Annotated in this window: 11 protein-coding genes; 5 read left to right on the plus strand and 6 right to left on the minus strand. The window is 62.8% G+C overall.

Features of this window, described 5'->3' with window-relative positions; translation table 11 throughout:
- Positions 1-5: 5 nt before the first annotated feature.
- Positions 6-431, minus strand: a complete 426-nt coding sequence (locus ACVWVY_RS09920) for a PaaI family thioesterase (protein ID WP_456626207.1) — start codon at positions 429-431, stop codon at positions 6-8.
- Between the two features lie 79 nt (positions 432-510).
- On the opposite strand from ACVWVY_RS09920, the gene ACVWVY_RS09925 reads away from it, so the two are divergent.
- The 3 genes from ACVWVY_RS09925 (at position 511) to ACVWVY_RS09935 (ending at position 3,553) form a co-directional block, all read left to right on the plus strand.
- Positions 511-1,140, plus strand: a complete 630-nt coding sequence (locus ACVWVY_RS09925) for an NUDIX hydrolase (protein ID WP_456626208.1) — start codon at positions 511-513, stop codon at positions 1,138-1,140.
- Positions 1,141-1,281: 141 nt separating this feature from the next.
- Complete coding sequence (locus ACVWVY_RS09930; RefSeq protein ID WP_456626209.1) at positions 1,282-2,262, plus strand: Bug family tripartite tricarboxylate transporter substrate binding protein; 981 nt, start codon at positions 1,282-1,284, stop codon at positions 2,260-2,262.
- A 94-nt stretch (positions 2,263-2,356) separates the two neighbouring features.
- Positions 2,357-3,553: a hypothetical protein gene (locus tag ACVWVY_RS09935; protein ID WP_456626210.1), complete on the plus strand. Its 1,197-nt coding sequence runs from the start codon at positions 2,357-2,359 to the stop codon at positions 3,551-3,553.
- Positions 3,554-3,697: 144 nt separating this feature from the next.
- On the opposite strand, the gene ACVWVY_RS09940 is transcribed toward ACVWVY_RS09935, so the two are convergent.
- Entirely contained in the window at positions 3,698-4,000 is a 303-nt protein-coding gene (locus ACVWVY_RS09940; protein WP_456626211.1) for a hypothetical protein, read from the minus strand.
- Between the two features lie 194 nt (positions 4,001-4,194).
- Here ACVWVY_RS09940 and ACVWVY_RS09945 point away from each other — a divergent pair, with 194 nt between their 5' ends.
- Positions 4,195-4,674 (plus strand): hypothetical protein, encoded by a 480-nt coding sequence (locus ACVWVY_RS09945; protein ID WP_456626212.1) that lies wholly within the window; start codon positions 4,195-4,197, stop codon positions 4,672-4,674.
- Positions 4,675-4,681: 7 nt separating this feature from the next.
- Here the strand turns inward: ACVWVY_RS09945 and ACVWVY_RS09950 are convergent, their stop codons facing one another.
- The 4 genes from ACVWVY_RS09950 to ACVWVY_RS09965 form a co-directional block, all read right to left on the minus strand.
- On the minus strand, positions 4,682-5,899 hold the full coding sequence (locus tag ACVWVY_RS09950) for an EAL domain-containing protein (protein WP_456626213.1): 1,218 nt from the start codon (positions 5,897-5,899) through the stop codon (positions 4,682-4,684).
- A 313-nt stretch (positions 5,900-6,212) separates the two neighbouring features.
- Complete coding sequence (locus tag ACVWVY_RS09955; RefSeq protein ID WP_456626214.1) at positions 6,213-7,448, minus strand: MFS transporter; 1,236 nt, start codon at positions 7,446-7,448, stop codon at positions 6,213-6,215.
- 204 nt (positions 7,449-7,652) lie between these two features.
- The gene (locus ACVWVY_RS09960; RefSeq protein ID WP_456626215.1) at positions 7,653-8,618 is read right to left on the minus strand and encodes a TAXI family TRAP transporter solute-binding subunit; all 966 of its coding nucleotides are present in this window, start codon (positions 8,616-8,618) and stop codon (positions 7,653-7,655) included.
- 26 nt (positions 8,619-8,644) lie between these two features.
- On the minus strand, positions 8,645-10,672 hold the full coding sequence (locus ACVWVY_RS09965; protein WP_456626216.1) for a TRAP transporter permease: 2,028 nt from the start codon (positions 10,670-10,672) through the stop codon (positions 8,645-8,647).
- Positions 10,673-10,930: 258 nt separating this feature from the next.
- On the opposite strand from ACVWVY_RS09965, the gene ACVWVY_RS09970 reads away from it, so the two are divergent.
- Complete coding sequence (locus ACVWVY_RS09970) at positions 10,931-11,737, plus strand: SDR family NAD(P)-dependent oxidoreductase (RefSeq protein WP_456626217.1); 807 nt, start codon at positions 10,931-10,933, stop codon at positions 11,735-11,737.
- The last annotated feature ends 1 nt before the right edge of the window (position 11,738 follow it).

The following is an 11,738-nucleotide window of genomic DNA, read 5'->3' on the forward strand; positions in this document are numbered from 1 at the left end:
ACGGCCTACGTCTCGTTCTTCAATATCTTGAACACACCGCTCGCCATCGCGATACAGCGTTTGTCGACTGTCACTTCCGTCGTGATGAAAATGAGGCTACGGGTGGAGCGCACCACGTGCGGCTTCGACACCAAAACCTCGCCGATCTTGCCGGCTTCCACGAAGTGCGTATCGAGCTGCACCGTGGCCAGCGTCGGCTTGCCCGAGACAAAGCGGGCGGTCATACCGCAGGTGCGGTCGGCGAAGGTCATGATCACGCCGCCCTGCACCAGGCCGCGGCGGTTGTGGTGCTTGTCCTCGGTGGCAAGCGCGTATTCGTGCGTGCCGTCGACCACGCGTTGCCATAGCGGGCCGATCAGGTGCAGGAAACCTGACGTTTCGACGATCTTCCAGCCGTCGGATTTGAGTTTGTCCGCGGCCTTGGCTGTCATGTCGTGCTTTCCGTTTTCTGCGGGTTGTCATGCGATCCGGGTCATTTCATCTGATGCGCTTGTGTTGTAGTCAAGCGGGATGGTCCGGTCATTTGACGATACCACCCGGCGGAATATTGCAAGCCTCTGCGAGGCGTTCACGCGGACGCCCTCGCGCGACACGGGGCCTGAGCTGAAACGCGCCGCCGTGGCCATCGCGCTGACGGAAGCCGAGGCCGGCGGGGGGACGACGTTTCTGCTGACCCGCCGCGCTGCGACCTTGCGTTCCCACGCCGCCCAATGGGCGCTGCCGGGCGGGCGCTGCGACCATGGCGAGACGCAGGCGCAGGCCGCGTTGCGCGAGCTTCACGAAGAACTCGGCGTCGGACTGGGCGAGGGCGATGTGCTCGGCCTGCTCGACGATTACCCGACGCGGTCAGGCTATCTCATCACGCCTGTCGTGGTCTGGGTCAGCACCAGCGCCGATCTCGTGCCCAACCCCGCGGAGGTCGCCTCGGTGCATCGCGTCGCGCTCGCCGATATCGAACGAAGCGAGGCCTTCAGCTTCACCACAATTCCTGAAAGCACGCGGCGCGTGATCCGCTTCCGCCATGCCGGTCAGCATATCCATGCGCCGACCGCGGCGCTGATCTATCAATTCGCCGAAGTGCTGGCGGGAAGAAACACCCGCGTGGCGGAACTGGAACAGCCGGTATTTGCGTGGAGGTAGGATCGCGCATCCATCTCACGATGTGAGATGCGGTGCAGTGCCGACGTGGACGCCTCATTCGGAAGTCAGCTTGCGAATGCGGATCGTTTCAGCGACCATGGCTGCGCCGACAATAAGAACAGTCCTGGGAGCGCGCGCATCATGTCCACGTGGATCAAGAGCTTTTGTGTCGTCGCCGCACTGCTCGGTGCGAGCGTAGCCGTCGATTCAGCTCAAGCGCAAAACTATCCCGCCCGCGCGATCACGCTTGTGATTCCATTCGCGCCCGGCGGCAGCACCTCGATCGTCGGCCGCGCCATTGCCGACAAGATGAGCGAACTGCTCGGCGAGAAGGTGGTGGTCGACAATCGCCCCGGCGCCGGCGGTACGGTCGGCACCAAGGCGGTCGCCAGAAGCGATCCCGACGGCTACACGCTGCTGCTGGGTTACACCGGCACGCTCGCAATCGGTCCCTCGCTCTACAAGAATCCCGGCTACGATCCGCGCAAGGATTTTGCGCCGATCGGCCTGATCGGCAATGCGCCGAATTCGCTGGTGGTGCATCCGTCGTTCCCCGCGAAGAGCGTCGCCGAACTGATCGCCTATGCGAAGGCCAATCCCGACAAGGTCAATTTTGGCTCGGCCGGCGCCGGCACGGCCAGCCATATCACCGGCGAATATTTCGCCCGCGCCGCCGGCATCAAGCTGGTGCACATCCCCTACAAGGGCACTGGGCCGGCCCTGACCGATCTCCTCGGCGGCCACATCCCGATGGCATTCGCACCGATCCCGGCCTCGCATCCCAACGTGTCCGCCGGCAAGCTGCGCGCGCTCGCGGTGACCAGCATCACCCGCTCGGGCCTGTTGCCCGACGTTCCGACGATGATCGAAGCGGGCCTGTCCAGCTTCGACGCATCGCTCTATTACGGCCTCGTCGCGCCATCAGGCACGCCGCGGCCGATCATCGACAAGCTCAACAAGGCGCTGCGCGACGCGCTCGCCTCCGACGAGGTGAAGAAGCAGTTGGGCAATGACGGCACCGAAATCACGCCCGGCACGCCGGAAGACTATGCCGACTTCATCGACAAGGATGAGAAGAAGTGGTCGCAGCTCGTGAAAGCGAGTGGCGTCGAGCAGGAGTAGGGCGTACCGTTTTCCTTCTCCCACAAGGGGAGAAGGAAAAAAAGTCACATCCTTTCGGGGCTGACTTCGCGGGCATGCTTGCTACAACGGAGCCATGCGCCTGCCATTGATTCGCATGGGTTCCGGATTTGTTGCGCTCGCGCTGTTCGCGGGCACGCCTGCAATGGCGATGGATGCGGACATACTCCCTCCCTCAACCGCCGATGCGATGGCGCAAGCAGCCTCGCCGCAGGCGATCGCCGAATATCGCCGCAAGCTGAAAGAATACCAGGAAGTGCGCGCCGCGTTCGAAGAGGAAGCGGACGCCTATTGGTCTTCGATCTCGGAGAAACGAAAGGGCCGCAACGCCAAGCGGCGGGAACGCCAGACCATTGCGCTCGACGATTATGTGCTGACGCAGCCACCGGTCTACAGCGGTCCGAAACGACCGGCGAATCCGGAGCCGGAGGAAGAGAAGCCCCCGCGCGAGCGCAAGCCGCTGCCGGTGGTCGCGGATTTCCTGAAAGCCGCCGCCGAGCAGTTCCAGTTCACGCCGCAGCGACCGGCCGCCGAAGTCGATTTCAAGCGCGCCTATGCCCGCTACGCGCTGGCCGCAGGCCTGACGCGCGAGCAGGCGGTGCGGGTCTATTCGTTCGAGACCGGCGGCAACGGCAATTACGACATGCAGTCGGGCTTGAGCGCCTCGCGGCCGGGCTCCCGCGCGATCTCGACCGCGATCGGCTACAACCAGTTGCTCACCACCAACAGCGTCGAATTGTTTGCCGAACAGGGCCACGAATTCATCAAGGAGTTGGCGGCGAGGGCCGCGACATTGTCAGGCGCGCCGCGCAAGGCGATGGACCAGAAGCTTGCGGTGCTGAAAAAGATGGTGGCGTTCGCGCGCAGCGTGCCGGACACGTGGTCCGAGCATGAGAAGCTCGCCAATACGGCGCAGGGCTGGGCCGTGCACGCCATGGTTCTCGATATCGACGTCGGGCCGATGCTGCAGACCCACAAGCTCCTGACGTCGGTGATCTTCGCGCGCGCGAAGGGCTACAATCGCCCGCTCTCGGCCGCCGAACTCGAAATGATGAACCTGACGGGCGACGGCACCGGCCTCGACATGGTGACCATGCCCCAGGCGATGCGCGAGCAGGTGCCGACCTCGAATTTCTTCCAGCGCGGCGGCTATGAGCGCAACCCGGTCGCGATCCGCCACAACACGGTGGCGAAGCTGCTGGCGGTGACCGACGAGCGCATGGATTTCAACTCCGGCAAGCCCGGCGCGAAAGAGCTGGCGTCGGCGTTTTAGTTGAGCCGCGACCCCGAACCGTCATGCCCCGCGAAGGCGGGGCATCCAGTAATCGGCACTTTCAGAGTGAAATCGCGGACGGCGCGGCGTACTGGATCATCCGCTTTCGCGGATGATGACATCCTGCCTGTGGCTGATCGCCCCTCAATTCGACCCGAACTTGAACCTGCCGTCGTCCTCGAGATAGGGGCCGGTCCGCATGTAGAGCTGTCCATTCTCGCCGACGAAGAACAACGTCCCCCTCGGCACCTTCTTGGCGCCCTTGAGCAGCGTGCCGGCATTATTGGTGCCCATCTTGTAGGAGAGCGTCTTGCCGTCCTTGCCATAGGCATAACCCATGTCCGGCTTCAGCTCCCAGGGATCCGCAGCGCCTTGGGCAAACGCGCAAGTCGAAAACCCCGCCAGGACGGCCACCGTCAAAACCGTCTTCGTTGAAATGCTCGTCATCATCCATCCTCCCCGCAGCCATCCGGCCTCTTGCCCTTTGAACAAATCACGAACGGTATTATCCCGTCAATTGGCACCTTCGACGCATCACGCCACCCTTGAGACTTTGTGATTTCCCGCGTTCGACTTCGCGACTATGTTCGGCTTTCCGGCTACAAGCATGCATTGCGAAAAACGTCATGGGGATGATTCGGATGAACCACGTCATGAAGATCGGTCTTGGTGTTGCGCTGTCATTCATGACGCTGGCCCAGGCGGCACAGGCCGACGATTTCAGGCTCTCCAACAACCAGCGGATTGCCTGTAGTCGGGGATTGAGCGCGGGCAAGCTCAACACCTCGACCTGCAAATCCTATGCTTACGTGTTCAACGTCAAGACCTCGGAATATTTCCGCTGTCAGGTCTCGCTGGCGCTGACGCGGGACAACAAGGAAGTCATCAACGTGCAGGCCGACGGCGGCTGCACCAAGAAGCCGCGTATCTTCGATACCGATTCGAACTATTCGTTCGATGCCACCGAGACCGAAGCGCCGAACACCAATTCGTTCTTCGGACCCGGCGGCTATGCGGTGTGGGCCAGCGACAACAATGCGCCGAAGGTGCGCGGCTGCATCATCATCTCGTCCGGCCTCGGCTCCGACATCGCCAAATGCATCGATATGAAGTTCGAGTGAGCCTGGCTCAGGACGGCTTGTCGGTGCCGGATGCGAGCTGAGGGCGGGAGCGGGCAAATTTCCGCACCGCCACCGGCTTGCCGAACAGGTAGCCCTGAACCTGATCGAACCCCATGTCGAGCGTGGCGAGAAAGTCGGCGCGGGTCTCCACGCCCTGAGCGATGGCGCGGGCGCCGTTGTCCCGGGCCAGCTCGACAATGCGCCGGCATACCGTCTGCTTCAGCCGGTCATCCGCGCAGCCGTTGATATATTGCTGGTCGACCTTCAGCTCGGCGAACGGAAAACTCCGAAGCTCCAGCAGAGACGGCCATTCGGCGCCGACATTGTCGATGGCGATCGCGATATTGTGCAGGCGCAGACGTCTTGCGGCGTCCACCGCCAGGTCCGGATGGTCGATCACCTCACTGCTGTTGATTTCTATTAAAAGTCCGCCAAAGGCCGGGTGGGCCGGCATGGCGCGGCACAAATCGCGCACCCCCGCGGCATTGCCGAAGAACGATACCGGCAGGTTGATCGAGAGGTCGACCGGGCCCTGGCTCTCCAGCAGATAGCGCCAGTCCTCGATGGCGCGGCCGACCACGAATTCGGAGAGCTTGCGAAAATGCGGATCCTTGTCGTCGGGAATGAAATAGGCCGGCGGGACCACGCCCCAGGCGGGATGCCGCATCCGGACCAGCGCCTCCGCTCCGCTCGGCACCAGCGTGCGGGTGTTGATCTTCTGCTGGTACCACAATTCCAGCCAGCCGGCCTTCAATGCCTCGGCGACATCGACGGCGGGGCTTGGCGCCGGCTCGGCTGGCAGCAGCTCCGCCACGCTGGCGCGCAGGCTCGCCGCGCCGAACGGCGTCTGCAGCGAGGGCAGCATGGCAATGCCGTATTCGTCGCCAATTTGCCTGACCGCCTTTACCATAATCGAGTCGGGTTGACCGATGACGAGGACCTTGCCGCCGAAATTCTTGCGGACAATGACCTCGAGAATTTCGCCCACATTGATGCCGTCGACACATACGCTGAGCACGATCAGGCCCGGCTGCTCCGCCTGCAGCACGCCTGCCAAATCGCCAGCCTGACCGCATTCGCAGGTCACGAAGCCGAGATCCTCGAGAGCGTCGGAAAGGAACAAACGAAGGTGCTTTTTGCTATCGACCACGCAGGCTCTGGGCGTCAGCTTCCGATGCCCGAAGTGCGCTGCGCGTGAGTGCTCACTAAAGTTGATCTGCTCCATGGCCGCCCCTCCGACAGATACCCCGACGCCATTGGTACATCCGCCTTGAGGTCGCAATGATGGAATTTTTCGGGAGCTCACATGATTACTTCAGTAGGGTTAAAGCCGCCGACACGAATAAAATTTTAGAGAAATCTCAGGCTTCAGGGCACGCCGCCGTGGTCGACAAGCCAATCCGTTGACTTTTCACTGGGTGCAACGGTTGCTGCAGTGCACTGATGCCGCGCCCGTTCAATACTTGAACAGCACGGCCTGTTAACGCCTGTGGTCGCTTGCCGGCGCCGCGATGTTCGCGGCTTGAGCGCGTCGTCGTCTACGCGTCGCCTCGCGGCGCATTTCGCAATGTCTCCGGCATCATGGTTGCAAATCCGATCAGCCCCGCACCGGCCACCGCCGCCAGAAACAGGAATGCCGCACTGTAGCCGGCCTTGACGATGATCAGGCCCGCGGCCGCCGTGCTGAGTGCGCCGCCAAGACTGGCGGCGGTCGCAATCGCGCCCTGGCTGATATTGAAATGTCCGGTACCGCGCGTGAGATCGGCGACGACGAGGGGAAACAGCGCCCCAAAAATCCCGGCACCGACGCCGTCGAGCAACTGGACCGACACCAGCCAGTAGGGGTTGTCGGAGAGCGGATAAAGCATGCCGCGCAGCATCAGCACGGCCAACGCGAAGGTGAAGATCGGCTTGCGTCCCCAAACGTCCGCCTTGCGTCCGACCAGCATCGCGACCGGCACCATCACCATTTGGGCGGCGATGATGCAGACCGACATCAGCGTGGTGCCGAGGTCGCGGTTGACGAGCGCCAGCTTCTGCCCGACCAGCGGCAGCATCGCTGCGTTCGAGAAGTGAAACGCGACCGTCGCAACGGAAAAAATCAGCAGCGGCCTGCTGGCCAGCAACACCTGAAAGCCGGACGGCGTGTCGTGCCGGCCGCCACCGTTCTCCACCGTGCCGTCGAGACCACGCGCGACATGATGGTCGATCGCGTCCGATGGGATCGACAGCGTGGCGAAGATGCTCGCGACCGCCATCAAGGCCAGGAGCCAGAACACCACGATGGGCCCGAACGAGTAGGCGGTGACGCCGGCAATGGCGGCGGCCACCGCATTGCCGGCATGGTTGAAGGCTTCGTTGCGGCCGGTGCGGCGGGCAAAGGCGCGCGGGCCGACAATGCCGAGCGTCACGGCCGCAATCGCAGGAGCAAAAATCGCACCCGCGGCGGCGGCGATCGCCTGCGTTGCCGCGACCAGTTCAAACTGGTTGACCAGAGGCAAGGCGACGCAGGAAAGGGTGACCAGGATAGCCGCCGTCACCATCAGCGCACGCTTGGCCGTCGAGCGGTCGATCAGCGCGCCCGCGGGCGTCTGGGCGATGATGCCGGCGAGCGCGGCCACCGACATCACGATGCCGATCGAGGCCTCGTCCCATTTCTGTTCTGTCAGCAGGTAGATCGCGAGATAGGGGCCGAGGCCGTCCCGTACGTCGGCGAGAAAGAAATTCAGCGCATCCAGTGCCCGCTCGACGCCTGGTTTCTTGCCATTGATCAAATCTGTCTCACGCGCAGTTGTGGCCGTGAGGCAACTTTATTCGAACTGTTCGGTTCCCGCAGGGTGGGCAAAGGCGCGTCAGCGCCGTGCCCACCATCTCCATCGATATCATGCAAATGGTGGGCACGCTGAGCCTGTCATCACGGCGCGAGCGCAATTGCGCTCGTCGTCGGGCGCGCATTCGCGCGACCCGGTGGCTCTGCTTCAGCCGCCGATACCCTTCTCCTTGAAGTATTTCAGCGCGCCGGGATGGAACGGGATTGGCGAACGTTCCTGCACCTGGTTATCGAGCGAAAAACTCTCGGCTTCCTTGTGCACGGCGACGATGTCGGCCTTTTTCTCCACCAGCGTCTTGACGATGCTGTAGGCATCCTCGTTACTCATCTTGTCGCCGGTGACGATCAGGTTCCAGACCTCGGTGATGGAATTGTCCTTGTCGTAGCCGGGATACGAGCCCGCCTTGATCTTGCTCGGCGCATAGAGCTTGCCGTATTTGGCGTTCATCTTCTCGGCCAGGTCGCCATGGTCGATCAGCTTCATCTTGATGCCGGGCGTCGCCGCAAGATCGGTCACGGCGGCAGTCGGGATGCCGCCGACCCAGAAGAACGCGTCGATCTTGCGGTCCTTGACCGCGTTGACGGATTCGGAAACACCGAGCCGCTCGCGCTTCATGTCCTTGTCCTTGTCGAGGCCGGCGGCCTCGATGACGCGGAACGCCATCACTTCGGTGGCGCTGCCGGGCGACCCGGTCGAAACGCGCTTGCCCTTCAGGTCGGCCATGGTCTGGATGCCGGCGCCTTCCACCGTCACCACATGCATGCGGTTGGGATAGACCACGAGCAATGCCTGTAACGGCAGCTTGCCGCTCTTGAACTTGTCCTCGCCCTTGAGCGCATCGAGCGCGGCGTCGGCCATGGTGAAGCCAAGCTCGCTCTTGCCTGCGCCGATCAGCTTGAGATTGTCGACCGAGCCGCCGGTGACCTCGGCGGTGGCCTGTACGTTGGGAAGGTTCTTCGACAGCACGTTGGCGACGGCGCCGCCGAGCGGGTAGTAGACGCCGCCTGTGCCGCCGGTTCCGATCGACATGGTCTTCTGCTGGGCGTGGGCCGCGCCCGCGAAGGCGAGGCACGCGGAAATCGTCATGGCCAGTATGGCTACGGTCTTCTTCATTTTTTTCATCCTCAATCGCTTCCTGACTAAGTTGTGAGCGCCGGTCGCGTTGGCGCCCGCGTTCTGGCCTGCCACAACACCACGCCGAGACCGATAATCAGGCCCGGCACATAGGTGTAGCTGATATCGCGGCCGATGATCCATTCGACGATCGCCTCGATCAGGCTTGGGAACACCAGCAGCAACCCCGATAGCAGAAGCAGGCCGCGTTCCACCGGCGTATTTTGTCGCAGCGCCCAGTTCTGGGCAAAGGCGGCCAGCGCGAGCAGCCCGAAGGTCGTCTTGATCGTGATCTCGACAATATCGACCCAAGACCCGCCCTTCGGGATCGACAGCAAGAGCCCCACGCCCTGCGGGTCGAGCACGAACACGAACGGAACCAGGAACGCCGGCAGCGTGTATTTCCAGGATTGCAGCGTGGTCTTGTAGGGATCGCCGCCGGTGATGGCGGCGGCTGCGAACGGTGAAAGCGCCGTCGGCGGCGAAACTTCCGACAGCACTGCATAATAGAAGATAAACATGTGCGCGGCGTAATCGGGCACGCCGAGCTTGATCAGCGCCGGCGCTGCGATGACCGCGCAGATGATGTAGGAAGCCGTTACCGGCACCGCGAGGCCGATGATCCAGACGATCAGCGAGGTATAGATCGCGGTCAGCAGCAGGCTGCCGCCGGCATAGCTGATGACGATCGCCGAGAACTTCAGGCCAAGGCCCGTCAGCGTCACGACGCCGACGACGATGCCGGCGCAGGCGCAGGTGGTCGCGGCATTGAGCGCGCCGATCGAGCCGTCGGCCAGTGCCTTCACCAGCTTGGTCGGCATCAGCGCGGTCTCCCTGCGCAGGAAGCTCAATGCAAAGGTGACGACCGTGGCATAGAACACCGACAGCGTCGGCGAGTAGCCGATCACCATGAAGACGACAACGGCGAGCAGCGAGACGAAGTGGAAGCCATAGCGCATCGTCATCTGGCCGAGCGTCATTTCCGGCTTGAAGTTGACGTCCTTCGCGCCGAACTTCTTGGCATCCAGTTCGACCATGAACAACAGCGACATGTAGTAGAGACAGGTCGGGATGGTCGCCATCCAGATCACGTCGAGATAGCTGATCTTGAGAAACTCGGCGATCAGGAACGCAGCGGCGCCAAGCACCGGCGGCGACAGGATCGCGCCCAGTCCGCCGGCCGCGAGCAAGCCACCCGCGGCGTTCTTCTCGAAGCCCGCCTTGGCCATCATCGGATAGGCCACGGTGCCGATCATGACGGTCGTGGCGACGCCCGATCCGGAGGGACCGCCGAGCAGGAACGACGACAGCACCACCGTGCGGCCGGCGCTGTTCGGCTTTCCGCCCATCAAAGCCAGCGAGAAATCGATGAAGAATTTTCCCGCGCCGGATTGCTGCAGGAACGCGCCATAGATGGTGAACAGGATGATCAGCGTCGCCGATACGTCGACGGCTACGCCGAAAATACCCTCCAGCGTAATGAAGAGGTGACCGACCAGCCGGGCCACATCGTAGCCGCGATGGGTCCAAGGGGCGGGCAGATACGGGCCGAGCATGGCGTAGGCGATGAACAGCAGCGACACCACGGGCATGATCGCGCCGGTGGTGCGCCGCGTCGCCTCCAGCAGCAGCACGATGAAGACGATGCCGACGATCACGTCCCAGCGGTCGGGGGTGGTGGCGCGATCGGTGAAATCCTCGCCGCCCCACAGTGCATAGACGATGGTCGCGACCGCGACGATGCCGGGAACGATGTCCCACCAGCGCACCCGGTTGCGAAAGCGTGTCGCCAGCGGAAACAGCAGGAAGCTCAGGACCAGCGTGAACGCGACATGGGTGTAGCGCAGTTCCTGGGTCGGAACGATGGCGTAGGCCGCGTAGAGGTGAAACAGGCTCATCACCACGGCAATCGTGGTCGAGATTTTCCCCGCCCATCCCATCAGGCGGTTAGCCGCGCCTTCCTCTGCCTCGACGAAGGATTCTGCCTTTTGCAGGGCTTCGTCCGATACCGCGACGACCTCGTCATTGGGCGGCGTTGTCTTGTCTTCTGCCATGCTTTCCCCGGGGCCCCGTTAACTCCCAGACCCGGTGTCCCCCGGGCCCTTCGCGGGCGCATTCAGTCCAATTTGGGTAACCGTGGCAAGGGCCTTGTGGGCGCATGCCGGGGGTCTCTTTTTAGCTTATCGGATAGGTTGACCGCAGCCCGCATGGCGTGAAGCGAAATCCGGGAAACCGCCGACCGGGATTCCCGGGTTGCGCTTCGCTTCACCCGGGCTACAAGCAAATGAGAAACTCACTGGGAGAAGAAGTCGATGGAACGGCTCAAGGGCAAGACGGCAATGGTGGTGGGCGCAGGCTCGATCGGTCCTGGCTGGGGCAACGGCAAGGCGACCGCTGCCACCTTTGCACGCGAGGGCGCGCAGGTGTTTTGCGTCGATCGCAATGCGGCGGCAGCCAAGGAGACCGTCGACATCATCACGGGCGAGGGCGGCAAGGCGGTAGCTTTCACCGCCGACGTTTCGCGTGAAGCCGAGGTCGAGGCGATGGTTTCGGCGTGCCTGAAGGCCTATGGCCGCATCGACGTGCTCGACAACAATGTCGGCATCGCGGAAATGGGAAATGTCGTGGAGGTGAACGAGGCGAGCTGGGACCACGTCTTCGCGGTCAATCTCAAGAGCGCTTATTTCGCCATGAAGCACGTCATTCCGGTGATGCAGAAGCAGCGTGGCGGCTCGGTCATCAACATCTCGTCGATCGCCTCGATCCGCCATCTCGGGATTTCCTACGTCACTTACGGCGCCTCCAAGGCGGCGATGAACCAGATGACGAAGACGACCGCCGTGCAATTCGCGCGCGACCATGTTCGGGTCAACTGCATTTTGCCTGGCCTGATGAAGACCCCGATGGTTGAGCACTCGACGGGGCTGGCGGCGAGCTATTCGGCCGGCGATGTCGAGGCGATGTGGCGGGCGCGCGACGCGCAGGTGCCGATGGGCCACATGGGCGACGCCTGGGACGTCGCCAACGCCGCGCTGTTTTTGGCGTCCGATGAATCGAAATACGTCACCGGGATCGAGTTGATCGTCGACGGCGGGATTACGGTGAAGTCGGGCGCGTGAA

Source organism: Bradyrhizobium sp. URHC0002 (assembly GCF_054059515.1).

Bases quoted from the DNA above. Each gene is read 5' to 3' on its own strand.
- ACVWVY_RS09920 (WP_456626207.1), bottom strand. From the start codon at position 431: ATGACAGCCAAGGCCGCGGACAAACTCAAATCCGACGGCTGGAAGATC.
- ACVWVY_RS09925 (WP_456626208.1), top strand. From the start codon at position 511: ATGGTCCGGTCATTTGACGATACCACCCGGCGGAATATTGCAAGCCTC.
- ACVWVY_RS09930 (WP_456626209.1), top strand. From the start codon at position 1,282: ATGTCCACGTGGATCAAGAGCTTTTGTGTCGTCGCCGCACTGCTCGGT.
- ACVWVY_RS09935 (WP_456626210.1), top strand. From the start codon at position 2,357: ATGCGCCTGCCATTGATTCGCATGGGTTCCGGATTTGTTGCGCTCGCG.
- ACVWVY_RS09940 (WP_456626211.1), bottom strand. From the start codon at position 4,000: ATGACGAGCATTTCAACGAAGACGGTTTTGACGGTGGCCGTCCTGGCG.
- ACVWVY_RS09945 (WP_456626212.1), top strand. From the start codon at position 4,195: ATGAACCACGTCATGAAGATCGGTCTTGGTGTTGCGCTGTCATTCATG.
- ACVWVY_RS09950 (WP_456626213.1), bottom strand. From the start codon at position 5,899: ATGGAGCAGATCAACTTTAGTGAGCACTCACGCGCAGCGCACTTCGGG.
- ACVWVY_RS09960 (WP_456626215.1), bottom strand. From the start codon at position 8,618: ATGAAGAAGACCGTAGCCATACTGGCCATGACGATTTCCGCGTGCCTC.
- ACVWVY_RS09965 (WP_456626216.1), bottom strand. From the start codon at position 10,672: ATGGCAGAAGACAAGACAACGCCGCCCAATGACGAGGTCGTCGCGGTA.
- ACVWVY_RS09970 (WP_456626217.1), top strand. From the start codon at position 10,931: ATGGAACGGCTCAAGGGCAAGACGGCAATGGTGGTGGGCGCAGGCTCG.